Annotated in this window: 14 protein-coding genes and 1 pseudogene; 3 read left to right on the plus strand and 12 right to left on the minus strand. The window is 73.9% G+C overall.

Going from position 1 to position 23,898, the window contains the following annotated elements; genetic code table 11:
- Positions 1–41: 41 nt before the first annotated feature.
- The gene (locus tag N5875_RS08825) at positions 42–455 is read right to left on the minus strand and encodes a RidA family protein (protein WP_318212116.1); all 414 of its coding nucleotides are present in this window, start codon (positions 453–455) and stop codon (positions 42–44) included.
- Between the two features lie 65 nt (positions 456–520).
- Complete coding sequence (locus tag N5875_RS08830) at positions 521–1,675, minus strand: acyl-CoA dehydrogenase family protein (RefSeq protein ID WP_338492780.1); 1,155 nt, start codon at positions 1,673–1,675, stop codon at positions 521–523.
- Positions 1,676–1,927: 252 nt separating this feature from the next.
- Between N5875_RS08830 and N5875_RS08835 the strand changes: the two genes are divergently transcribed.
- Together N5875_RS08835 and N5875_RS08840 are read left to right on the plus strand one after the other, a co-directional pair.
- Positions 1,928–3,550, plus strand: a complete 1,623-nt coding sequence (locus tag N5875_RS08835; RefSeq protein WP_318212118.1) for an AMP-binding protein — start codon at positions 1,928–1,930, stop codon at positions 3,548–3,550.
- 92 nt (positions 3,551–3,642) lie between these two features.
- Positions 3,643–4,578, plus strand: a complete 936-nt coding sequence (locus N5875_RS08840) for a PaaX family transcriptional regulator C-terminal domain-containing protein (protein WP_338492783.1) — start codon at positions 3,643–3,645, stop codon at positions 4,576–4,578.
- Here N5875_RS08840 and N5875_RS08845 read toward each other — a convergent pair.
- The 3 genes from N5875_RS08845 to N5875_RS08855 form a co-directional block, all read right to left on the minus strand.
- Entirely contained in the window at positions 4,575–4,769 is a 195-nt protein-coding gene (locus N5875_RS08845; RefSeq protein WP_318212120.1) for a hypothetical protein, read from the minus strand. The genes N5875_RS08840 and N5875_RS08845 overlap by 4 nt on opposite strands.
- 89 nt (positions 4,770–4,858) lie before the next feature.
- Complete coding sequence (locus tag N5875_RS08850) at positions 4,859–7,117, minus strand: bifunctional salicylyl-CoA 5-hydroxylase/oxidoreductase (protein WP_318212121.1); 2,259 nt, start codon at positions 7,115–7,117, stop codon at positions 4,859–4,861.
- A gap of 2 nt (positions 7,118–7,119) precedes the next feature.
- Positions 7,120–7,947 (minus strand): enoyl-CoA hydratase family protein, encoded by an 828-nt coding sequence (locus tag N5875_RS08855; protein WP_318212122.1) that lies wholly within the window; start codon positions 7,945–7,947, stop codon positions 7,120–7,122.
- Between the two features lie 247 nt (positions 7,948–8,194).
- Between N5875_RS08855 and N5875_RS08860 the strand changes: the two genes are divergently transcribed.
- Complete coding sequence (locus N5875_RS08860) at positions 8,195–8,713, plus strand: ATP-binding protein (protein WP_318212123.1); 519 nt, start codon at positions 8,195–8,197, stop codon at positions 8,711–8,713.
- Here N5875_RS08860 and N5875_RS08865 read toward each other — a convergent pair.
- The 7 genes and pseudogenes from N5875_RS08865 to N5875_RS08895 form a co-directional block, all read right to left on the minus strand.
- Positions 8,667–10,106: an amino acid permease gene (locus N5875_RS08865; protein ID WP_318212124.1), complete on the minus strand. Its 1,440-nt coding sequence runs from the start codon at positions 10,104–10,106 to the stop codon at positions 8,667–8,669. The genes N5875_RS08860 and N5875_RS08865 overlap by 47 nt on opposite strands.
- A gap of 199 nt (positions 10,107–10,305) precedes the next feature.
- Positions 10,306–11,304: pseudogene (gene argF, locus N5875_RS08870) on the minus strand (ornithine carbamoyltransferase); the annotation flags it as partial.
- Between the two features lie 161 nt (positions 11,305–11,465).
- Positions 11,466–12,698 (minus strand): arginine deiminase, encoded by a 1,233-nt coding sequence (locus N5875_RS08875; protein WP_318212125.1) that lies wholly within the window; start codon positions 12,696–12,698, stop codon positions 11,466–11,468.
- Positions 12,699–12,883: 185 nt separating this feature from the next.
- Positions 12,884–15,451, minus strand: coding sequence for a hypothetical protein (locus N5875_RS08880; protein WP_338492789.1), 2,568 nt, complete (start codon positions 15,449–15,451; stop codon positions 12,884–12,886).
- Positions 15,448–17,778 (minus strand): hypothetical protein, encoded by a 2,331-nt coding sequence (locus N5875_RS08885; RefSeq protein ID WP_338492791.1) that lies wholly within the window; start codon positions 17,776–17,778, stop codon positions 15,448–15,450. Before N5875_RS08885 ends, N5875_RS08880 begins: the two co-directional genes overlap by 4 nt.
- On the minus strand, positions 17,775–20,429 hold the full coding sequence (locus N5875_RS08890; RefSeq protein WP_338492792.1) for a hypothetical protein: 2,655 nt from the start codon (positions 20,427–20,429) through the stop codon (positions 17,775–17,777). The genes N5875_RS08885 and N5875_RS08890 overlap by 4 nt, the downstream gene beginning before the upstream one ends.
- Positions 20,426–23,878, minus strand: a complete 3,453-nt coding sequence (locus tag N5875_RS08895; protein ID WP_338492795.1) for a tubulin-like doman-containing protein — start codon at positions 23,876–23,878, stop codon at positions 20,426–20,428. Before N5875_RS08895 ends, N5875_RS08890 begins: the two co-directional genes overlap by 4 nt.
- Positions 23,879–23,898 lie beyond the last annotated feature (20 nt).

Raw genomic sequence — 23,898 nt, forward strand, 5'->3', positions numbered from 1 at the left:
CCTTTCGACACTAAGCCCGGCCCACGCGGGTGACCAATTGATCAAGTGTGGGCGGGTTCGTCCAGGACCGCGAAGCCGTCCAGCTCCACCCGGGCCTGCTCGTCCCAGAGCCGTACGACTCCGATCACGGCCATCGCCGGGTAGTCGCGGCCCGCCAACCGCCGCCAGATCCGGCCGAGTTCGGGCGCGTGCGTGCGGTAGTCGTCGACGTCGGTGGTGTAGACGGTGACGCGGGCGAGGTCGGCGGGAGTGCCTCCGGCGTGACGCAGCGCGGTGAGCAGATTGCCGAGCGCGGTGGTGAACTGCTCGGCCAGAGTGTCCCCCACGACGGCGCCCTCGCTGTCGAGGGAGGTCTGTCCGGCGAGGAAGACCAGCCGGGTGCCGGTGGCGGTGACGGCGTGCGAGAAGCCGGTGGGCGGGGCGAGTTCGGCGGGGTTGTGCCGGTGCAGGCTCACGAGATCGGCTCCTTCTGGCTCATGGGGTCGGCTCCTTCCGGCTCATGAGGTCGGCTCCTTCCGGCTCATGGGGTCGGCTCCTCCTGGCGGGGGTGGGACCGTCGGTGGGACGCGTACAGCTCCTTGGCGATGATCGCGCGCTGGACCTCGGTCGCCCCCTCGTAGATACGGGGTGCCCGTACCTCGCGGTAGAGGTGTTCGAGGAGGTGGCCGCGTTGCAGGGCGCGGGCGCCGTGGAGTTGGACGGCGGAGTCGACGACGTACTGCGCGGTCTCGGTGGCGAGGAGTTTCGCCATGGCCGAGCGCCGGGGCACGTCCGGGTCTCCCTCGTCGTACGCGGTGGCCGCCGCGTACACGAGGAGGCGGGCGGCCTCGGTGCGGGTGGCCATCTCGGCGATCCGGTGCGCGACGGCCTGGAGGTCGGCGAGCTGTCCGCCGAAGGCGGGGCGGTCGGCGGTGTGGGCGAGGGCCGCGTCCAGGGCGGCCTGGGCCATGCCGACGGCGAAGGCCCCGACGCTCGGCCGGAAGAGGTTGAGGGTGTTCATGGCGACCCGGAAGCCCTGGTCGGGTTCGCCGAGCAGGTCGTCGGGGCCGACGGGGACGCCGTCGAACGTGAGGGTGCCGAGGGCGTGCGGGGCGAGCATGTCGAGGGCCTCGCCGCCGAGTCCCGGCCGGTCGGCGGGGACGAGGAAGGCGGTGACGCCGCGGGCTCCGGCGTCCGGGGTGGTGCGGGCGAAGACGGTGGCGAAGTCTGCCTCGGGGGCGTTGGAGATCCAGCGCTTCTCACCGTGGAGGCGCCAGCCGCCGGCTCCGTCGGGGCGGGCCTCCAGGGCCAGCGCGGCGGCGTCGGACCCGGCGCCCGGCTCGGAGAGCGCGAAGGCCGCGACGGCGCGGCCCGCGGTGGCCTCGGGGAGCCAGCGGGCGCGCTGGGCGGGGGTGCCGAAGGCGGCGACGGGGTGGGTGCCGAGGCCCTGGAGGGCGAGGGCGGTCTCGGCCTCGGTGCAGGTCCGGGCGAGGGATTCGCGCAGGAGGCAGAGTTCGAGGGCGCCCGCGTCGAAGAGCCGGGCGAGGAGGCCGAGCTCGCCGAGGGCGGCCACCAGGGGGCGGTTGACCCGGCCCGGTTCGCCCTTGTCGGCGAGGGGCTTCAGGCGTTCGGCGGCGAGGGTGCGGAGCTCCGCACACCAGGTGGTCTGTGCCGGATCGAGCGAGAATGCGGGCATGTGGGCCCTCTCTGACGCCCTCTGGCGTCTTCGTCCCCGCACCGGGCGGCGTCCCTGTGCCGCCCGGCACGTGCGTGCCTGCGCCGTACGGCGTCGGCGTACCTGCGCCGCTGCCGCATGGCGTCCGCGCGCCGTCCGATGTCTTCGTCCGGGCGCCCGGAAGCACCCTTGTCGCGAACCGTTGACTGCCGTCACCAACACGATACGCTCGTGGGGCGACCGGCGACCCCACCACGACAGGGGGACGGACTCATGGAGCTGACACCCTCGGCCCACCTCGACACCTTCGCCCGTGACCGGCTGCCTCCGCCGGATCGCTGGCCGCGTCTCCTCTTCGACCTCCCCGAGCTGGCGTACCCCGACCGGCTCAACTGCGGCGCCGAACTCCTCGACCGTACGGCGGAACGATTCGGCGCCGAACGGCCCGCCTTCCACGACGGCGACGGCGGTGTCTGGACCTACGGCGAGCTCCAGGACCGGGTCGACCGCATCGCCCATGTCCTCACCTCCGACCTGCGGGTCCGGCCCGGCAACCGGGTCCTCCTCCGCGGCCCCACCACCCCCTGGCTCGCCGCCTGCTGGCTCGCCGTGATGAAGGCCGGCGCGGTCGCCGTCACCGTCCTGGCCCAGCAGCGCGCCCCCGAACTGGCCACGATGGCCGACGCCGCCCGCTGTACCCACGCCCTCTGCGACACGAACAGCCTCGACGAGCTCCTCGCGGCCCGCATCCCGGGACTCCGCATCACCCCCTTCGGCGGGGAGGGCCCGGACGACCTGCTCGCCCTCGCGGCCCGCCGCCCCGGCCCGTACGCGGCGGTGGAGACGGCCGCCGACGACGTGGCCCTCATCGCCTTCACCTCCGGCACGACCGGGCGGCCCAAGGGCTGTGTCCACTTCCACCGGGACGTCCTGGCCGTCGCCGACACCTTCTCCGCGCACGTCCTGCGCCCGCTGCCCGACGACGTCTTCGCCGGTTCGCCGCCGCTCGCCTTCACGTTCGGCCTCGGCGGGCTCGTCGTCTTCCCCCTGCGGGCCGGGGCGAGCGCGGTCCTCCTCGAACAGGCCGGACCCAAGCAGCTGCTCGCCGCGATCGAGCGGCACCGGGTCTCGGTGCTCTTCACCGCCCCGACGGCCTACCGGGTCATGCTCGACGAACTCGCCCAGGGCACGGCCCCCGATCTGAGCTCCCTGCGGCGCTGTGTCTCGGCCGGGGAGAACCTGCCGGAAGCGACCTGGAAGGCCTGGTACGCGCGCACCGGCCTCCGTCTGATCAACGGCATCGGGGCCACCGAACTCCTGCACATCTTCATCTCCGCCGCCGACGGCGACATCCGCCCCGGCACCACGGGCCGCCCCGTGCCCGGCTGGCAGGCCAGGATCGTCGACCACGAGGGCAAGGACGTCCCGGACGGCGAGGAGGGGCTGCTCGCGGTGCGCGGCCCGGTCGGCTGCCGCTATCTGGCCGATCCCCGCCAGGCGGAGTACGTACGGGAGGGCTGGAACGTCACGGGCGACACGTACGTCCGCGAGCCCGACGGCTACTTCCGCTACGTCTCACGCGCCGACGACATGATCATCTCGGCCGGGTACAACATCGCGGGACCCCAGGTCGAGGAGGTCCTCCTCGACCACCCGGACGTGGTGGAGACGGCGGTCGTGGGCCGCGCCGACGAGCTGCGCGGGCAGGTCGTCGTCGCCTACACCGTGGTACGGGACGGGGTGCCGCGCGACGCGGGCACCGCCGCCGCGCTGCGGGCCTTCGTCCGCGCCCGGCTCGCCCCGTACAAGTCGCCCCGCGAGATCGTCTTCCTGGACGCGCTGCCGCGCACCCCCACGGGAAAGCTCCAGCGCTTCCGGCTGCGCGAGCCGGCGTGACGGCCGACCCGCCCCGGCCGGCCCTCCCGGACTCCCCCGCCCGGCCCCGCCCGACCCGGCCCGACCAGCGCACCACCCTCTAAAGTGATCACGTGGCCGAGCAGCACACCCCCCGATCCCTGATCGTCTCCCTCTACGGCGCGTACGGCCGTGCGCCCGACGGGGCGCCGATGCCGGTGGCCGCGCTCATCCGGCTGCTCGCCGTCCTCGGCGTGGACGCGCCCTCGGTGCGCTCCTCGGTGTCGCGGCTGAAGCGGCGGGGACTGCTGCTGCCGGGCCGGACGGCCGACGGGTCCGCCGGGTACGCCCTCTCGGACGACGCCCGCAGGCTGCTGGACGACGGCGACCGCCGGATCTACGCCCGTACCGAACCCAAGCTCTCCGAGGGCTGGGTCCTGGCGGTCTTCTCTGTGCCCGAGGCCGAGCGGCACAAGCGGCACCTGCTGCGCTCCCGGCTCGCCCGTCTGGGCTTCGGCTCGGCGGCGCCCGGCGTCTGGATCGCACCCGCGCGGCTCTACGAGGAGACCCGGAACGCCCTGGAGCGCCTGGAGCTCTCCCCGTACGTGGACCTCTTCCGGGGCGACCACCTGGGGTACGCGGCGACGGCCGGGGCGGTGGCCCGCTGGTGGGACCTGCCGGCCATCGCCCGGCTCCACGAGGAGTTCCTGGCGGCCCACGAACCGGTGCTGCGGGCCTGGCGGACGGCCATGGCGGGCGGGGAGGCGTCGGCGGGCGCGGAGGTTTTGTCGAGCGCGGAGACACCGGCGGGCGCGGAGGTCTTGTCGAGCGCGGAGACACCGGCGGGCGCCGAGAAGGCCTATCGGGACTACCTGCTCGCCCTGGACTCCTGGCGCCGTCTGCCGTACGCGGACCCGGTGCTCCCGGCCGAGCTGCTGCCCGACGACTGGCCGGGCCGACGCTCGGCGGAGGTCTTCGCGGCCCTGCACGAGCTGCTGCGGGACCGGGGCGCGGAGTTCGTCCGCCCGTACGTGTCCGGGGCCGGGGCAGGGTCCGGGTCCGGGGATTAGCCCTGGGGCCGGGTCCGTGCCGCCAGGGCCCGGAGCAGGCAGGCGTCGACGTAGACCTGGTCGTCGCTGCGGGCCAGTGCCGGCATCACCGAGCACCCGTACGCGAACCACACCCCCGCGACCGGTCCGGTCGCCACCGTCGCCGCGCCGAGGACCGCCCCGGCGCCCTTCCCACCCCGCTGCTCTGTCATGTCCCCACTCAAGAGCAGGGGGTGCGCCGTGGACCATGCTCGCGCGTCGCCCCCGCATACACGGGCGTCCACGGGCCTCGGGGCGCGGCTCAGCCCCGGCGGCCGGTCGGAGGCGGCCGGTTGCCCGCGCGGTACGGGGCGGGCCAGGGGGCCGCCGGGCCCTCGTAGCCCTGTTCGGCGGCCGCGTGCAGGGTCCAGTTCGGGTCGTAGAGGTGCGGTCGGGCGAGTGCGCACAGGTCGGCGCGGCCGGCCAGGAGCAGGGAGTTGACGTCGTCCCACGAGGAGATCGCGCCGACCGCGATCACGGGGACGCCGGCGGCGTTGCGGATCCGGTCGGCGTACGGGGTCTGGTACGAGCGGCCGTAGGCGGGGGTCTCGTCGGGGACGACCTGGCCGGTGGAGACGTCGATCGCGTCCGCGCCGTGCTCCGCGAAGGCGGCGGCGATCGCGACCGCTTCCTCGTCGGTCGTCCCGCCCTCGGCCCAGTCGGTGGCCGAGACGCGGACGGTCATGGGGCGGTCCTCGGGCCACACCTCCCGTACGGCGTCGAAGACTTCGAGCGGGTAGCGGAGCCGGGCGGCCAGATCACCGCCGTAGCCGTCGGTGCGGTGGTTGGTGAGCGGGGAGAGGAAGCCGGAGAGCAGGTAGCCGTGGGCGCAGTGCAGTTCGAGGAGGTCGAAGCCGGCGTGCGCGGCGCGGCGGGCGGCGGCGGTGAACTCCTCGCGGACGGCGGTGAGTCCGGCGCGGTCCAGGGCACTCGGGGTCTGGTTGACGCCGGGCCGGTACGGGAGGGGCGAGGCGGCGACGAGCGGCCAGTTGCCGTCGGGCAGGGGCTGGTCGATGCCCTCCCACATGCGCCGGGTGGAGCCCTTGCGGCCGGAGTGGCCGAGCTGGACGCCGATCGCGGTGCCGGGTGCCCGGCTGTGGACGAAGGCCGTGATCCGGCTCCAGGCGGTGGCCTGTCGGTCGGTCCACAGACCGGTGCAGCCGGGGGTGATCCGGCCTTCCGGGCTCACGCAGACCATCTCGGTCATGACGAGTCCGGGGCCGCCGAGGGCCCTCGCCCCCAGGTGGACGAGGTGGAAGTCGCCGGGGACGCCGTCCTCGGCGACGTACATGTCCATCGGGGAGACGACGATCCGGTTGCGCAGGGTCAGTCCGCGGAGCCGGAAGGGCGTGAACATCGGCGGGGTGCCGGGCGGGCAGTCGAAGTCGCGTTCGACGGCGGTGGTGAAGGCCGGGTCGCGGAGCCGCAGGTTGGCGTGGGTGACGCGGCGGCTGCGGGTGAGCAGGTCGAAGGCGAACCGGCGGGGCGGCCGGTCGACGTGGCCCGCGAGCTCCTCGAACCACTGGAGGCTGGCGGTGGCCGCGCGCTGGGTGGACTCGACGACGGGACGGCGCTCGGCCTCGTAGGCGGCGAGGGCCTCGGCGGGGACGGGGTGGTCGCGGAGGCTGTGGGCCAGGGCCAGGGCGTCCTCGACGGCCAGTTTGGTGCCGGAGCCGATGGAGAAGTGGGCGGTGTGGGCGGCGTCGCCGATGAGCACGGTGTTGCCGTACGACCAGCGCTCGTTGACGACCGTACGGAAGGCGGTCCAGGCGGAGCGGTGGGAGCGCAGCTCCCGGCCGCCGAGCGCCTCGGCGAAGATCTTCGCGCAGCGGACGGTGGACTCCGCCTCGTCGAGCTCGTCGAACCCGGCGGCCCGCCAGACCTCCTCGCGCATCTCGACGATGGCGGTGGAGGCGCCGGCCTCGTAGGGATAGGCGTGCAGCTGCATCACGCCGTACTCGGTCTCGGCGGTCTCGAAGCGGAAGGCGTCGAAGGCGAAGTCCGCGGCGAGCCAGATGTAGCGGCAGCGGTGGGTGGTGATCCGGGGGCGGAAGTGGGCGGCGTGGGCCTCGCGGGTGCGGCTGTGGACACCGTCGGCGGCGACGACCAGGTCGTGGCCGGCGGCGAGGACGTCGGCGGGCGGGGCCTCGGTGCGGAAGCGGAGCCGTACGCCCAGGTCGGTGCAGCGGGCGTGCAGGATCTCCAGGAGCCGGCGGCGGCCGAGGGCGGCGAAGCCGTGGCCGGTGGAGGTGGTGCGGTGGCCCCGGTGGACGACGTCGACGTCGTCCCAGCGGACCATGTCGCGGCCGAGCGCCTCGTAGACGACGGGATCGGCGTCCCGGATGCCGCCGAGGGTCTCGTCGGAGAGGACGACGCCGAAGCCGAAGGTGTCGGAGGGGGCGTTCCGCTCCCAGACGGTGACGTCCCGGGCGGGGTCGAGCCGCTTGAGGAGTGCGGCGGCGTAGAGCCCACCGGGCCCACCGCCGACGACGGCGATACGGGTGAGGGCGGGGGGTGGCATCGTCAGTGCCCTCGCCATTTCGGGGGGCGTTTTTCCGTGAAGGCGGCGTGGAATTCGGCGTAGTCCTCGCCGTTCATCAGGAGGGCCTGGGTGGCCGCGTCCAGTTCGATCGAGGCGGCGAGTGGCATGTCGAGCTCGGCGGTGAGCAGCGCCTTGGTCTGGGCGAGGGCCAGCGCCGGGCCGTCGGCGAGGTGGCGGGCGAGCTCCGCGGCCCGCTCCCCCGCCCCGCCCTCCTCGGTGAGCTCGGAGAGGAGGCCGATGCGCTCGGCCTCGGGGGCCAGGACGGGCTCGCCCAGCATGAGGAGCCGGGTGGCGTGGCCGAGGCCGACGACCCGGGGCAGCAGATACGCCGCGCCCATGTCGCCGCCGGAGAGTCCGACCCGGGTGAAGAGGAAGGCGAAGCGGGTGGTGGGGTCGGCGATCCGGAAGTCGGCGGCGAGGGCGAGGACGGCCCCGGCGCCCGCCGCGACGCCGTGGAGGGCTGCGACGACCGGGAAGGGGCACTCGCGCAGGGCCCTGACGACCTGCCCGGTCATCCGGTTGAAGTCGAGGAGCTGGGCGGTGTCGAGCGCGAGCGTGGCGCCGATGATCTCGTCGACGTCGCCGCCGGAGCAGAAGCCGCGGCCCTCGCCGTCGAGGACGAGCGCGCGGACGGACCGCTCGCGGGAGAGCTCGGCGAGGAGGTCACGCAGGTCGGCGTAGGCGCCGAAGGTGAGGGCGTTGAGTTTCGCGGGGCGCGCGAGCGTCACGGTGGCGACGCCCCGGTCGATGTCGAGGCGCAGGTGCTGCCAGCGTGCCGTGCGGGGCGTGGAGCCGATAAAGGGGCTCATCCGGAACGGCCTCCTTCCTCCGTTCGGAGGGTATCACTCTCCTGTGACCATCGTCACGAGTGCGCGATAAAGGAGGGATGAAGGCGCGCCACCCAAAGCCCCCGGCCACACATGACCGAAGGCCCTGGCGATCAGGGAGGGGCGCCTCTGGAAAAAGAATTTGCACCTCGTAAGGTTGAAACCAGGACGTCTCGGGATGCCTCCACCCCACTCGCCCACCCCCCCACTCGGTGAAGGGAGCCTGCCCATGCCCGAAGCCAGCGGACCGACCGAAGCCACCGGACCGGCCACCGGACCGACCGAGGCCCGCGGCCCCACCGGACCCGCCGCCTCCTGGCGCATCCGGCTGCCCCACACGACCGCCGCCGTGCCGATCGCCCGCGCCCTGATCCGTACCGCCCTCACCGACCTCGCCCCCGCGACCGCCGGCCGCCCCGACAGCGACACGGCGGAGCTGCTCACCGCCGAGCTCGTCGCCAACGCCGTCGAGCACACCGCCGGCCTCGGTCCCATCGAGCTGGTCGTCGAGCTGCTCGCCACTCCCGGCGGCTGTCAGATCGAGGTCCACGACTCCGAACCCGCCCGTCCGGGCGAGCTCGTCTGCCCCGAGCCGGGCGAGGTGGACCCCTGGCAGGAGCACGGCCGGGGCCTGCTCCTCATCCGGGCCCTCAGCAGCGACTGCGGACACCGCCCCACCGCGCAGGGCAAGGCGGTCTGGTTCACGCTGCCGGGGATACCGGCGCAGCGTCCTCGCTCGGAGCCGTGACCAGGCGCGAGTGGCGGCGCCCGTAGACGGCGTACACCAGCGTCCCGACGACCAGGAATCCGGCGAACTGCAGCCAGGTCGTCCAGCCCGTGCCCCAGATCAGGTAGAGACAGAACCCGATGCCGAGGATCGGGCTCAGGGGGAAGAGCGGCACCCGGAACGAGCGCGGCAGCTCCGGATTCCGGCGCCGCAGCACCATCACCGCGAGGTTGACGACCGCCATGACGGCGAGCGTGCCGATGGTGGTCAGGTCGACGACCACGTCGAGCGAGGCGAACGCCGCCGGTACGGCGAAGACCGCGGCCACGATCCATGTGTTGGCCACCGGAGTGGCGGACTTCGGCGAGACCCGCTCGAAGACCCGGGGCACGAGACCGTCGCGGGACATCGACATCAGGACGCGGGTCTGCCCGTACATCACCGCGAGGACGACGGACGCGATGGCGACGACCGCGCCGAACGCGATGATCCCGCCGCCGACCGACGATCCGGTGACCTGGTCGACGACCAGCGAGAGCGCGGCCGGCCGATCGGCCACGGCGTCGGCGCCGAGGGCCCCGATCGCGGAGAGCGCGACGGCGCAGTAGAGCAGCGTGACGAGCCCGATGCAGATGAGGATCGCGATCGGGATGTTCCGCCGCGGATTCCTGACCTCCTCGCCGGCCGTGGTGATCGCGTCGAAGCCGATGTACGAGAAGAAGGCCACCGAGGCTCCTGCGGTGATCCCGCTCATGCCGTGCTCGGCGAACGGCGAGAGGTGGCCGGCCCGGAAGGCCGAGAAACCGATCGCGCAGAAGACGATCAGGATCCCGATCTTGAGGATCGCCATGGCGGCGGTCGCCCCCGCGCTCTCCCGGACCCCCCGCACCAGCAGGGTGGCGGCGAGCGCGATCACGACCACGGCCGGCACGTTGACGACCCCGCCGTCGCCGGGCCCGGCGGAGAGCGCGGCAGGCAGCTGCCAGCCGGTGAGGCTCTCAAGCAGTTCGTTGAGGTACTGGCTCCAGCCGACGGCGACCGCGGAGACCGAGACGCCGTACTCCAGGAGCAGGCACCAGCCGACGAGGAAGGCGGCCCGCTCGCCGAGGCTCGCGTACGCGAAGGAGTACGAGGAGCCCGAGACCGGGATCGCGCCGCCCAGCTCCGCGAAGGAGAAGGCGGTGAAGATGCAGGTGATCGCGGCGAGGACGAAGGAGATCACCACCGCGGGACCCGCCTCGGCGACGCTGTCGGAGAGACCGACGAAGATGCCGGTGCCGACGATCGCGCCGACTCCGAAGCACACGAGCTGGAAGAGGCCCATGGTGCGCTTGAGGCCGTGGCCTTCGAGGTCGGCGCCGGATTCGGCGAGGAGCTGCTGCGGGGTCTTGATCCGCGAGGCGGACGGGGTCATGCGGTGGTTCTCATCTCTCATGGGCACGCGTCAGGGGGTTCGGGCATGCACGCCCGAACCCCCTGTAAGGGTGCGATCGTAAACCGCACCACGCATATTCACCCAATCGGGCGTAAAGCTATTCCTTCGGGATCGCCGTGGGGATCGCCGTGGGGATCTCCGTGGGGATCTCCGTGGGGGTCACCTCGGGAAGCGGGCCGCCGGCCATCGTCGCGACCAGGACCGCCTTGATCGTGTGCATCCGGTTCTCCGCCTCGTCGAAGACGACCGAGTGCGCCGACTCGAAGACCTCGTCGGAGACCTCCAGCTCGGTGAGGCCGTGCCGGGCGTGGATGTCCCGCCCGATGGCCGTACCCAGGTCGTGGAAGGCCGGCAGGCAGTGCAGGAACTTGACGTCCGGGTTCCCGGTGGCGCGCAGCACGTCCATCGTCACGGAGTACGGGGCGAGGGCGGCGATCCGCTCGTCCCAGACCTGCTTGGGCTCGCCCATGGAGACCCAGACGTCGGTGGCCACGAAGTCGGCACCCCTGACCCCCTCGGCCACGTCCTCGGTGAGGGTGACCGTGGCCCCACTGGTCTCGGCGAGCTTGCGGGCGGCGGCGACGACGTCCTCGGACGGCCAGTACGCGCGCGGGGCGACGATCCGGACGTCCATGCCGAGCAGGGCACCGGTGACCAGGTAGGAGTTGCCCATGTTGAAGCGGGCGTCGCCGAGGTAGGCGAAGACGATCGCGTCCAGCGACTTGTCCGTGTGCTCGGTCATGGTGAGCACGTCGGCGAGCATCTGGGTGGGGTGCCAGTCGTCGGTGAGCCCGTTGAAGACGGGGACGCCGGCGAAGGCGCCGAGTTCCTCGACGACGTCCTGACCGTCACCCCGGTACTCGATGCCGTCGAACATCCTGCCGAGGACGCGCGCGGTGTCCTTGACCGACTCCTTGTGGCCCATCTGGGAGCCGGACGGGTCCAGGTAGGTGGTCGTGGCCCCCTGGTCGGCGGCGGCGACCTCGAAGGCGCAGCGGGTGCGGGTGGAGGTCTTCTCGAAGATCAGCGCGATGTTCCGGCCGCGCAGCCGCTGGACCTCGGCGCCGGCCTTCTTGGCGGCCTTGAGGTCGGCGGAGAGCGCGATCAGGCCGCGGAACTCCTCGGCGGTGAAGTCCAGCTCCTTGAGGAAGTGGCGGCCGATGAGGTCTGTGGCCATGGGACGCGCTCCTATGGGTACGGTCGAGGGGTCGGCGATCGGGGTCGGCGATCGGCGATCAGGGGTCGGCGATCGGCGACGACGATCGGGGACGACGATCAGGGACCCTGGAAGTGTATACACACTTCAACATTTATATACAGCCCCTGCCCCCGGCCCTCTCAGGCGGCGTCCCGCTCCACCGGGCAGCTCATGCACCGCGGGCCGCCCCTCCCCCGGCCCAGCTCGCTGCCGGGGATCTCGATCACCTCGATGCCCTGCTTCCGCAGGTGGGTGTTGGTGGTGACGTTCCGCTCGTACGCGACGACCACCCCCGGCTCCACGGCCAGCACGTTGCAGCCGTCGTCCCACTGCTCGCGCTCGGCCGCGTGCACGTCCTGCGTGGCCGTCAGCACCCGGATGTCCTGGAGCCCGAGAGCCGCGGCGATGGCGCTGTGCATCTGCTCCGGCGGATGGTCTGTCACCCGCAGGGCCTGGCCCGCGTCGCCCGGTTCGATCGTGTACGAGCGGAGCATCCCGAGCCCGGCGTACTGCGTGAACGTGTCCTGGTCGACCATCGTCATCACCGTGTCCAGGTGCATGAACGCGCGCCGCTTCGGCATGTCGAGCGCGATGATCGTGCGCGCCGAACCCGCCGCGAACATGCCGCGGGCCAGCATCTCCACCGCCTGCGGCGTCGTCCGCTCGCTCATCCCGATGAGCACGGCGCCGTTGCCGATGACGAGCACGTCTCCGCCCTCGATCGTCGACGGGTAGTCGGCCTGCCCCTCCGACCAGTGATGGAAGGCGCCCGCCTCGGCCCCCGTGAAGAGGGGATGGTGCTTGTAGATCGCCTCGAAGTGGACGGTCTCGCGCTGTCGGGCCGGCCAGCGCATCGCGTTGATCGAGACGCCGTCGTAGATCCAGGCCGAGGTGTCCCGGGTGAAGAGGTGGTTCGGCAGCGGGCCGAGGAGGAAGTCGTCCAGGTCCATGGCGTGGAAACGGACCGAGGTCGGCTCCCGGTGTGCCGCCAGGAACTCCCGCTTCGTCATCCCGCCGACGAGCGCCTCGGTCAGCGCGGCGGAGTCCAGCGAGTCGAACGCGGACCGGAGGTGGTCGGCGGCGAGCGGACCGTACTCCTTCTCGTCGAAGACCCGGTCGAGCACCAGCGCGCGTGCGGTGGGCACGTCGAGGGCCTCGCCGAGGAGGTCCCCGAAGAGGTGCACCTCCACGCCCCGGTCGCGCAGCACGTCCGCGAAGCCGTCGTGCTCCTGCCGGGCCCTGCGCACCCAGAGCACGTCGTCGAAGAGCAGGGCGTCCTTGTTGGTCGGGGTGAGCCGCTTCAGCTCCAGATCGGGCCGGTGCAGGATGACGCGGCGCAGCCGCCCGGTCTCGGAATCGACGTGGAATCCCATGCGCCCATCCTGACGGAGCGGGGCGCCCGTGGCCCGTGTTTCGCGACAGGCGGGGGCGGGGCGCGTCGAGTGGCCGGCGGTGCCCCCGCACCCCGCGGCGGCCCCCGTCTCGATCCCGGCCTCGGCCCCCGTCTCGGCCCCCGTCTCGGCCCCGGTCTCGGTCCCGGTCTCGGTCTCGGTCCTGGTCAGCCGAACCACTCCCGTACGGCGACGAGCAGGACGATCGCCGTCACCATGCCGCCGATCAGCAGCCCGGCACGGCGCAGGAAGCGACGGGTGTAGCCGTTGCCGGGATCGTCCGGGTGATCGGTGACCGCCCCGGGTGCGGGCGGCCCCGGGCGGCGCGCCGTTCGGGGCAGGCCGTACGCGTCCTTGAGGAGCGTGAGCCAGACGGCTTCCGGCAGGCCCGGACGCTCGTCCTCGACGATCAGCCAGAAGGTCTCGCGAGCGGACGGCACCGGGCTCGTACGGAGCCGGGCGAGCAGCTCTCCCACGGTGCCGACCGGGGCGTCGCCCCCGGCGAGGAGCGGACGAACCGCCCAGCGGTGCAGCTCGGCGGCGTTGGCCGCGCGCTGCTCCTCCGGCGGGTCGGACGGGTCGGCCGAGGCGCCCGACGGTGCGACGGCCCAGAACTCCTGGCCGATGGCCACCTCGCACAGCTCGCGGCGCAGCGGGTGCTCCCAGGACGGCAGGCGCCGGGCGGCCTCGCCCAGGAGGAGGGTGAGGACGACGTACGCCTGCGGGCGGCGCAGCGAGTCGAGCAGCTCGCGGTTGCCGCCGCGCTCGACCAGCTCGCGCGCCTCGTCCACGGTCCGTGCGGCGGGCAGCTTGTGCAGGAGGCCGGTCTCGGCCTCCCGTTCCCGCCCGCGGCCCCGCACCGCGGCCCAGGCCCGCCCGGAGGCCGCCCCCGGGCCGGTCCACGCGGGCGCGACGAGGGGGAGCGCCGGGCGGGGGTACGCGTCGGCTTCGGACGCCCGGGGCGGGCGGGCGCCGGACTCGGCGGGGCCCTTGGAGAGATCGGGGCGGTGCGCGGGAACGTCGGCGGGCCGGGGCTGAACCGGGGTGGGCGGGGCGGATGGGGTGGGCGGGGTGGGTGGGGTGGCGGGGACGTCGGGGTGGACGGAGGAAACGGAGGGCGCGGAGGGGACCTGGCGGGGCTCGCGGTCGGCGGCGTCGCGGCCGTACGGGTCGGCCCCGTGGGCGGGGTGTGGCACGCGGGGCGGGTCGGCGGGCTGCTGATCCGCCGGGGCGCGGCGGTACGGGCGGTCGGGTTCCGGGTCCTGTCGGGGCGAGCGGTACGCGTCGGGCTCCGGGTCCCGTTGGAGCGAGCGGTACGGGTCGGGCTCCGGGTCCCGTTGGAGCGAGCGGTACGGGTCGGGGCCTGGGTCCCCTTGGGGCGAGCGGTACGGGTCGGGGTCCGGGTCCCGTTGGCGCTGGGGCGGGCGGTAGGCGTCGGGTTCGGGGGACGGGTGAGGGGGGCGGTACGGGGTGGGGTCGGGAGTCGGGTGGGACGGGTCCGGTCGGCGGGCCGGTCTGGGCGTCGGGCTGTCCTGGGGCACCGTCGGCGCCGCCGGCTCCGGCGTCGGCTCCGGCTGGTCCGAGCGGAACCAGTCCTCGGGACTCTCGTACGGGCCGGGGCGGCCCGCTCCTCGGGGACGTCCCCCGGCGGGTGCCGCGTCACGTGCCCCGGGCCGGTCGACGGCGGTGTCGTCCGCGGCCGCCGGGGCGCCATCGGCGGTCCTGCCCCCGAGGCCCCAGCCCCATTTCCGTCCCGGAGTCCTCCGGACCTCCGGTTCCTCCGGGTCCGGGGGTCGTGGGGCCTGGCCCGTGCCCCCCGGGGCGGGCGCGTACCCGCCGGGGTGGCGGCGGTCGAGGACGTCCAGCGCCCGCCCGGCCGTCTCCAGGAGCGTGGCGCCCCGGACAGAGGAGGCGCCGTGCAGGGCGCTGCCGACCGCGTACTCCTGGCCCTCCCCCTCCGCGACGCCCCTCAGGTGGTGCCGGACGAGCCGGGCCGCGATCTCCTCCGCCCGGTCGCCGACCCGTTCGCGCGGGTCGACGCGGCGGCGGTCGGTGTTGCGGCTCGCCGCGCCCGACCACCGGCCGACGAACACGAAGCGCAGGGCGGTGAGTTCGACGGTGTCATGGGTGGCGAAGGTCCACCGGCGGCCGGTGAGCGCGCCGAACATGCTGTGCAGCCCCCAGAGCACCGGGCCCGCGGTGTCGCCGCGTTCGTCCAGGACGGTGAAGCGCTCGTCCGGGTGGCGCAGCAACTCCGCGACCATTCCCGTGAGTTCGATGGTCGCGTGCTCCAGGGCGCTGTCGAGCTGCCCCTGCCCACGGCCGGTCGCGGGGACGAGGACCCGCTCCGGGATCACCGGCAGCTGCCCGCGCACCCGGGCGCCGTCCATGGCCGCGCCCTCCCAGTTCCAGGCGTGGAGCCCGAGGCAGGTGGCGGGTTCGAGGAGTTCGGGCGAGCCGACGAGGGCGTGGCAGAGCACGGAGGTCCCCCCGTCGGCGTCCGTGAACGGCCTGCGGTGGATGAGCATCACCTCCGAGCGCCGCTGGAGCCGGATCAGCGCCGGCCGGGTCTCCTCGCCGCTGGCGCGCAGCACGGTCCCGGACGTCCGGAAGAGGCTCTCGGCCTCTTCGCGGGGCCCGGACCAGGCGACCGGCCCGAAACCGGTGCTGCCGGTGAGGTTCTCGCTGTCCCACCGGAACACGATCTGGTCGACCTCGTTCTCCGACCGTGTCATCGGTCGATCCCCTCCATAGGTCCCGCGGGTTCCGCCCCGGGCAGCAGCCCGCACAGGGCGAAGAGCGACAGCAGTGGCGCGAGGACCCGGCGCGGCCGGGCCCCGTGCGGAAATCGGTCGCCGCGCGCCTGTCCACCGGTCGCGGCGACGAAGTGCAGGGTGCAGTCGGCGCAGTCGTCGAACGGCTTGAGCCAGGCGGGGCTGGCCCCTTGGGCCAGGAAGGCGTACGCGTCCCGGCTCTCGGCCCGTACCGCGGCGGGGTCGTGGCGGCCCGGCAGACCCCGGCCGAGCCAGCGGTCGACGACCGGTTCGAAGCGCACCAGGTCGCTCTTGTTGACGGCGAGCGCGGCGGGGGCGGCGACGAGTCCGCCGCGCTGCCGGGGGATCCGGTTGAGCACGGTGGCGAAGGCCTCGTCGCCGAGGTCTCGCAGCCGCAGTCCGCTCTGTTCCCGTACCGGTTCGAGGGAGGGCAGCCGGAGCGCGCGCAGCGGGTCGAGGACGAAGATGAAGGCGTCGACGCCCATGAGGAAGCGGCCGACCTCGCTGTCCTGGGCGAGGTCCTCGCCCGCGAGGTCGAAGAAGACGACGGGCCGGGGTGTGGCGCCGCCCGCCGAGACGAGCAGGCCGTCGGCGAACCGGGCGAACGTCTGCTGTCCGGTGCGGCCCAACTGCCGCCCCTGTTGCAGACTTTGGACGCGTTCGCGCAGATAGGCGCGGTGCGCCTCGGGGTTGAGCGGCAGGCACTTCAGTCCGTACGGTTCGAGGCCGCCGAGTTCGACCTCGCCCAGCATGGCCGCGAGGAGGTGGGTCTTGCCGACGGAGGAGCTGCCGACGAGGGCGATGGAGAGCGGCTCGCCGTTGATGAGGTAGGGCAGGGGCAGTTCGTGCCCCTCGTCGCCGTCCACCGTGTGCGGGCAGAGGTGGTACGCCTTGCGCAGGGCGTCCGCGCGGTGGGCGGGCCGGCGTTCGGTGCTGAGGTCGAGCGGGATGCGGTTGCCCTTGGCGTCGATGGTGACGAGCAGGCGTTCGTCGTACTCGACGGGGAGCAGGCAGTGCGGGCACATCCGGCTGCGTGAGGGCGGCGGCTGGAGGAGTTCCGAGGCCGGGACGGCCGCGCGGGGCGGTTCGGCGGCACGCGGGGTGGCGGGGCGGGGGGCGGGGCGGGGCGGTTCGCCGCCGCCGAAGATCTTGCTGATCAGGGAGGGGCGCGACGGGCGCGGGTCCCGGGCGGGAGCCTCCGGGGCCTCCTCGGCCGGAGCCGCGCCCGGCCGGCTCTCCCCGGACAGTGCGCGCTTCCGGGCGAGCTGGGCGTCGTACTGGGCGCGGAACGGTTCGAGCACATCGGCCGCGTCGGCCCCGGCCGCGAGCGGGTCGGGCACGTACAGGAGTCTCAACAGCTCGTCCGGGTGCGGCCGTTCCGTCGCGTTCGGGGAGAAGAGACCGCTGTGCTGGAGAGCGGCGAGGCGCCGGAAGTCGGCGAGGTCCGCGGGAGGCCCCTCCCCGCGGTCGGGGCGTCCGGAGAGCAGGTAGTAGGCGAGCTCGGCTACGGACCACAGGTCGTCACGCGGGTCGACGAACCCCCGCCCCGCGCGCTGCTCGGGCGAGGCCCAGGGGGCGGCCCCGAAGGCTTCGCGCGCCTCCCCGGCACGCAGCGCCGCGTACGGCTCGCAGAGTCGCACCCGGGCGCCGTCCCATCGGACGTTCTCGGGCGTGATCGCCCGGTGGACGAGGCCCAGGCCCCCCAGGAGGCGTACGGCCATGGCGAGTTGGCCGGTGATCCGCTCCTGCTCCTCGGCGCCGAGCCGTCCTGCCCAGTCGGAGAGCGGCCGCCCGCTCGGCGGCCGGTAGAGCACGAAGGGCTCGGCGGCGGTCAGGTCGAAGCCGACGATCCGGGTGAGGATGCCGACGAACTTCTCGGTGCCGTAACGCCGTTCGAGGGCGACGGAGGCGGCCACCTCCCGCTCCAGGAGTCCGTACGCCTGCGGGTCGCTCTGCGCGGACGAGGCCAGCCGGTACTGCACGACCGGCACGCCGGCGGCCCCCAGGACCGCCCGTCGCGCGAGGAACCCGGGACGACCGGGGGGCCTGTGGTCCTCCCCGTACCGCACGACGAAGCGGCTCTGCGCCTCCTTCGGGGTGAGGAACTCCAGTTCCTGGTAGTACGGATGGGGCGGCGGGCTCGGTTCGCTCAGATGGTCGGGGTGGTCCGGGCCGATCCCCTGGTTCGGTCGGCCCGGGTCGCGCTGGTCGTGCGGATGGTTCGGGTCACGCTGGTCGTTCGAACGGTTCGGGTCACGCTGGTCGTTCGGATGGTTCGGGTCGGTCACGTTTCTCCCGCCTCCTCGGCGCGGACGGTGTGCACGACGTCCGCGCGCAGTGGTACGAGGCGGAGGATTCCGGCGTGGCGTCCCGCACCGGTCCATACGACGTCCTCGGCGGTGCCCCGCCAGATGTCGTCCCCGGCGGCCCCGCGCCGCATCGCCTCCGGCACGAACCGGACCTGCCGGACGGCGAGGGGGTCGTGGGAGAGCAGTCGCATGTGCTCCGGGCCGCAGAGCGCGACCGTGCGGCCGGGGTCGTCCTCGGCCAAGATCAGCCGGGCCACCGCGTCCGGGGCGACGCCGGTGAGCCGGGCGGCGTCGGGCCGGTCGGAACGGTCGGTGAAGGCGGCGAGGCCGGAGAGCGCGTCCGGGTCACGGAGACCGTCGTACCGGGGCGGCGGCGAGGCGGCGACATCGCGCTCCAGACGGACACGGGTCTCGCCCAGGAGTTCCGCGATCCGCTCCTCGTGGACCGTGGGCACCACGGCTCCGGGGTCACGTTCGATGCCCGCCCAGCACCGGTCGAGGATCAGGAGGGTCCCGGCGACCAGGTCACCGACGAGCGTGTCGACGAGCAGCGGGCCGCCGTCGCCGTACCGCCGCTCCAGCCACGCGGGCGCGGGTACGGCCTCGTGCCCGGGGCGCGGTCCGGCCCCTTCCGCCCCGTCCTCTCCGTCGGCGGGGTCCCGGCCGGAAGGAACGGAAGCGCCCAACGAGTCGGAGGGGCCGAACGGATCGGAGGGGCCGAACGGATCGGACAGGTACGGGGACCCGCTCGTCGGCGGAGCGGGTGCCCTGACCGGCGACGGGGGTTCCTCGTCCATGTCCGACCAGACGTCGTCCGCACCGCCGTCGCGCCCCCAGTCCTCCCAACTCCACGACGAGGTGGCACTGTCGGGGCCCGGCGGTCCGCCGGACGCCCTACGGAAGCCCTCCTCCGCCGAGTCCGCCGAGTCGGCCGACGGCACGTACGCGTACCCCGGCCCGTTCGCGTGCGACGGCCCCCGGCCGTGTGCGTCTGCCGTGTCCGCGAGGCCGCGCAGCAGTCGCGCCACCGCGCCCGCCCCCGCCGAGCACTGGTGCCGCACCTCGGCGAAGAGCCAGTCGTGGACGGCGGTCGTGACCACCAGGTTCTGGACCTCGCGCAGGATCCGCCAGGCGTCCTCCGGGTCCGCACGGGCCCACCATTCGTCCACGGCCCGGCTCCAGTCGCGCAGCGCGAGGAGGACGACCGCCGCGAGGGACACCGTGAGGGCCACCGCCCCCGCCCACGGCGGAAGGCCGAGGAACTGGCCGAGGCCCGCCCCGACGAGACCGCCGAGCACTCCGCCGAAGAGCCGGGGCGCCGCCCCCGTGGCACCGCCTCCGTCGATCCGCCCGTCCGGCGAACGGTTCGGCCTGCGCCGCAGCATCAGATGGGCGAGCCCGGCGGCGAGCACACCGACAGCCGGGCCGAGGACCCAGCCGAGGAACGGCCAGACCCCCGCGAGCAGGGCCAGGAGGCCCGTCACGGCGAAGGCGACCGGCCGCGAACCGCCGGCCGTGAACGGGTGCCTGCCGCCGAGCCGCCGCAGCCGCTCCGGCCCGCAGATCGCGTCGAGCCGGGCGAGCCTGGCCGCGCTGCCGACGGGCGCGGTGCGCGCGGAGAGCGCGGCGAGCCGGGCCGCCACGGAGCGCAACGGCAGCCCCTTGCCTATCAGTTCATGGGTGTGGTCGCGCAGGGCCGGGACGATTCCGGCCCGCGAGATCTCCCGTGGCAACTCCGGCAGTTCGATGCCCCGCTCCCGCAGCACTCCCCGGTGCTCGGCGGTGAGCCGGCTGCCGCCCGCGGCGGCGAACGCGTCCGCGACGGCGATCCGGAACCGGTCCAGCTCCCCCGCCACCCGCTCGATGTCTCCCGGCAGATCGACCGCACGGCCGGCGGCGGTGAGGAGTCCCGCCGCGCCGCGCACCCGGTGGTAGCCGTCGACGGCGTCCTGGACGGCGTCGTCGCAGGTGGCGAGCCGGAGCCCCGCGCGGCCCTGGGCGGGCAGCCAGCGGTGGTCCTGGAGCGAGCGCGGAAGACCCTCGTCGAGCAGCAGCGCGAGCGCGGGCGGCACCTGCTCGGCCGAGGCGGTGCCGGCCGGGACCTCCGGGCCGGTGAGCCCCTCCACCGCCTGCCGCCAGGCGCGCGCCCGCGCCTCGTCGGTGAGGTCGTGCTCCAGGACGCGCACGGCGGGCACGGCGACGCCGTGCACCACCTCGCCGAGCGCGCGCAGCACCGCGTCGAAGACCTCGGGAGTGGACAGGACGTCGACGAGCGGGCGCAGCACGGCCTCGCCCGGGACGCCGTCCTCCGTCGTGTCGAACACCCACAGGACGCCGGCGGCGGGCGGACGGAGGGTGAGGGTGCGGCGCACGCTCCGCTCGCCCCTGACCCCGACGGCCAGGCAGACGACATGGGCGGGCCCGTAGGAGGAGAGCCGCTCGTACAGCAGCTGGTGGGAGACGAGCCGGTCGGCCTCGTCGAGGACGAGGAAGCGGCGCTCGCCGCCGGGCTGCGGGGCGTCCAGGGCGGCGCGTACGACCGCGTCGTGGTCGTACGCCCCTGCCGTCCGCAGGTCGAGGCAGACGGCGTGGCCGGGCAGCGGCCGTTCGGGGAGGACGCGCGCGCTCACTCCGCCTCCCCGGCCCGGTCGCGGTGGTAGGGCTCGTCGTCGAAGTCGGGCCCGAAGTCGGGCTCGGGCTCCATCTCCCAATCGCCCTCGAAGACGGAGGGCCGCGGGGGCGGCGGCGCCGCGGAACCCGGGCCGGGGGCGTCTCCGTTCCCGTAGGCGGTACGGGGGTCGGGCACGGCGCCGTTCGCGTACCCGGGACGTGCGCCGTTCTCGTACGACCGAGGCCGCTGCACCCCCTGCGGGCCGACAGTCCGCCCCTGCCCCTGGCCCTGGCCCTGGCCCTGGCCCTGGCCCTGCCCGTGCGTCGCTCCGGCCCGTGGCGCGTGCCGTTCGTACAGGGCCCGGAGGCTCGACCGGGTCGCGCGGGCCGCTCTCGGGAAGCGCATGTCGAGGGCGCCGGGGAAGGTGACCTCCCAGAAGTGGCGCAGCGGGGTGAGCCATTCGGTGTCCGAATCGCCGTACTCCCCGTACTCGGCGACGAGTTCGTCGATCAGGGTGAGCTGGCGCGGCGCGACCTGCTCCACGAAGTGGGTGAAGAGCGGTGACGGCGGCACCGGGACCTGCGCGAGGCCCTTGGGCAGGGCCTGCATGAGGCGTTCGCAGAACTGCTCGATGATCTGCCCCTCGTCGAGCAGCGCCCAGCGCTCGTACGCCCGCAGCAGCCCCGCCCAGCTGGTGAGCGAGCCGTCGAAGTCCTCCAGGCGCAGGGCCATGGTCGCGGACTCGCCGTCCTGGAGCCGGATGCGGACGCGGTGGGGCGAGCCGGCCGGGCCCTCGGTGTCGATGTGTCCGTTCCACATGGCGCAGAGCAGCCGGTGCAGGATGCGCTGCCGGTCGTGTTCGGTGGAGACCAGCCAGTCGTCCTCGTAGCCGAGCCGCTGGCGCCAGTGCAGGAAGTCGTCCTCGCCGGCCGAGTCGCGGGCCTCGGACCAGAGGCTGAGGACGTTGCGGACCTCGGAGATGTCGGTGAGGTTCATGCCGCTGCGGAAGAAGACGACGGTGATGGAGTCGGTGTCGCCGGCCCGGCTCTCCGGGGTCACCCGGGAGGGCAGGTTGAGTGCCTGCTCCAGGTAGTCGCGGGCCCGGCCGTCGGATTCGCTCGCCGGATGCACGATGAGGATCTTGAGCGGTCCGCTGCCGTCCGGGACGAAGCCCACCGGGATGAGTCCGGCGAGCCGGGAGCGGAACTGGTCGAGCCAGCGCGGGTCGATCTTCGCCTCGGCGGTCTCGTCGCCCGCGGCGGCCCGGAGCAGCAGTTCCATGGAGGGCAGCAGGGGGCGGGCGAAGGCGTCCTCGTTGGCCTCGCCGAAGAGCCGCTTGACCCGCCGTTCGACGACCTGCTTGATCTCCTTCACCGCCGCGCCGGACGACCGGCGGACCGCGTCGAGGGCCCGCCGCCAGTCGTCGGGGCCGACGATCCGGCCGAGCAGGGTCGCGGCGTCGGGGGACTCGTGCAGGCCCTCGCTCTGGGCGAGCCGGTCGACGACGTCGTCGTAGAAGGCGCGCAGGGTGTTCTGCGGGGGCAGCAGATAGGCGATGCCGGCGCGGTCGTCCCGGTAGAGGTCGCGACGGCTGTCGGCGAAGGCCTTGGCCTCGTCCTGCTCGTGGGCGCGGAGTGCCTTGACGAGTTCGGCGATCTCGGAGCCGGCCTTGTTCAGGGAGGGCCGCCACTGGGCTTCGCCGGTCTGCCAGCCGTGGTGCCAGAGGGTCCGGGCCCGCCACTGGTACCAGGCCTGCTGGGCGGCGAGCGCGTCCTGGACGTCGGGGTCGTTCCAGCGGGCCGGTACGACCCCGCCGACGGGACCCTTGATCGGGGGGATGCTGGGGGCGGCGGTCTGGACGTTCGGGGGCCGTTCGGGTTCGTTCCGCCGGTTGTCGATCATGCCGGTGAAGCCTTCCCTCGCCACCCGGTCGGGGTGGCCGGGCAGGCCCTTCAGGACGACTCCGACCTGGAAGGGGTCCATGGAGCCGAGGAGTTCACGGACCCCCGCACTCGGCCTGAAGTCCTCGGTGAGGCGCGGGATGTCGCGGGCGAGGCCGGCGTCGAGGCGGCGCAGGGCCTCCTCCATGTCCCCGAGCCGGTTCCGCAGTTCCTGGATGATCCTCGTCTTCCCCCGGGGGAGCTGCTCCGGCAGCGGGACGTCCGGGGCGTCCCGGGTCCAGAGGCGGCCGATGCCGGAGCGGTTGAACAGCTCCCTGACGTGGTTCTGTCCCTCCCGGTCGGGGCGCCGGGCCCGCTCGCTCATGCCGCGTACGGCCTGGGCGAGGAGCCGGGCGGCGACGATCTCGGCGAGGTCGTCGACGGGCACGGTGAGGGAGGCGGCGAGGCTGGTGGACATGCCGCGGTAGCCGATTCCGGTCCGGGCCGGCGTGGACCGTTCCACGCTCTTGTTGATGAAGCTGGCGGCGAAGGACTGGTAGTCCTCCTCGGCGCGGGTCGCCGAGCCGCTGTCCTGGCCGAGGTCCGTGCCGATCAGCGACATCACCATGGCGGCGATGGAGCGCCGCAGGTCCTCGCTGTTGATGACGGAGGGCTTGGAGAAGAGGAACGCGGTCTGCATGGTGGCGGGGCGCAGCGCGACGACCCCGTCGCCGGGGTACGTGACGCTGAGCCGCCCGCGGTCCTCGACGTCGCCGACCTGGTCGGTGGCGTCGGGCACGTTCTGGTCGTCGACGAGCCGCGAGAGGTCCACGAGGGCGCGGGCGGAGTTGAGTTCGGCCTCGCGTCCGCCGCCGGCCTCCAGCGGGAAGGCGGAGGGCATGACGACGAGCGGGTAGATCTTCACGCCGGGCACCCGGGCGTTGCTGAACTCGTGCCCGATGAGGTGGATGAAGTCGTAGAAGATGCCGGCCCCGGTGCCGCCTGCGACGGAGAAGGCGACGAACACGTCGCAGCCCCGGATCGGGCCGCCACCGACCCGCCGCAGGTCGCCCGCCGCCTGTCCGATGGACCCGATGGCCTCGCGGAGCTGCCGCAGGACGGGTTCGAGCCCGGAGCGGAGGGTCGCGAAGAGCGCGGAGCGTCCGACGGTCGGCAGCTGTCCGGCCCCGTTGTTGAGCGGGGCGACGCGCGGTTCGCGGGCCTTCGGCGGCAGCCAGATCCGGGTCTCCTCGGGGACGGAGACGCGCAGCATGCGCGTCACCGCGGGCGAGGAGTCGTAGTCGGTGGGCAGCAGGTCGCGGACGATCCGGGAGGTACGGGCGAAGGCGGCGCCCTCGGCGCCCTTCGCCTTGAACTGCGGGTAGTTGAGCAGCTCGGCCTCGCTGAAGTCGGCGTAGACGAACTGGAGACAGTCGGGCAGCTGGAAGGGCAGGCGGCGGCCGCCGTCGACCAGGTCGGTGCCGTCGGGTCCGCACAGCTCCCGGCGGAGGCTGCGTTCGAGTTCGCTGCCGATACGTCCGCCGGTGCCGCCGAGTCCGACGAAGAGCATGGGCTGGTAGATCTTCATGTCGTTCTCCTCGGGACCCG

The organism is Streptomyces sp. SJL17-4 (assembly GCF_036826855.1).
GTDB lineage: Bacteria > Actinomycetota > Actinomycetes > Streptomycetales > Streptomycetaceae > Streptomyces.

Coding starts and splice junctions, on each gene's coding strand:
- N5875_RS08830 (WP_338492780.1), bottom strand. CDS start 1,675: ATGCCCGCATTCTCGCTCGATCCGGCACAGACCACCTGGTGTGCGGAG.
- N5875_RS08835 (WP_318212118.1), top strand. CDS start 1,928: ATGGAGCTGACACCCTCGGCCCACCTCGACACCTTCGCCCGTGACCGG.
- N5875_RS08845 (WP_318212120.1), bottom strand. CDS start 4,769: ATGACAGAGCAGCGGGGTGGGAAGGGCGCCGGGGCGGTCCTCGGCGCG.
- N5875_RS08850 (WP_318212121.1), bottom strand. CDS start 7,117: ATGCCACCCCCCGCCCTCACCCGTATCGCCGTCGTCGGCGGTGGGCCC.
- N5875_RS08855 (WP_318212122.1), bottom strand. CDS start 7,947: ATGAGCCCCTTTATCGGCTCCACGCCCCGCACGGCACGCTGGCAGCAC.
- N5875_RS08860 (WP_318212123.1), top strand. CDS start 8,195: ATGCCCGAAGCCAGCGGACCGACCGAAGCCACCGGACCGGCCACCGGA.
- N5875_RS08865 (WP_318212124.1), bottom strand. CDS start 10,106: ATGACCCCGTCCGCCTCGCGGATCAAGACCCCGCAGCAGCTCCTCGCC.
- N5875_RS08875 (WP_318212125.1), bottom strand. CDS start 12,698: ATGGGATTCCACGTCGATTCCGAGACCGGGCGGCTGCGCCGCGTCATC.
- N5875_RS08880 (WP_338492789.1), bottom strand. CDS start 15,451: ATGACACGGTCGGAGAACGAGGTCGACCAGATCGTGTTCCGGTGGGAC.
- N5875_RS08895 (WP_338492795.1), bottom strand. CDS start 23,878: ATGAAGATCTACCAGCCCATGCTCTTCGTCGGACTCGGCGGCACCGGC.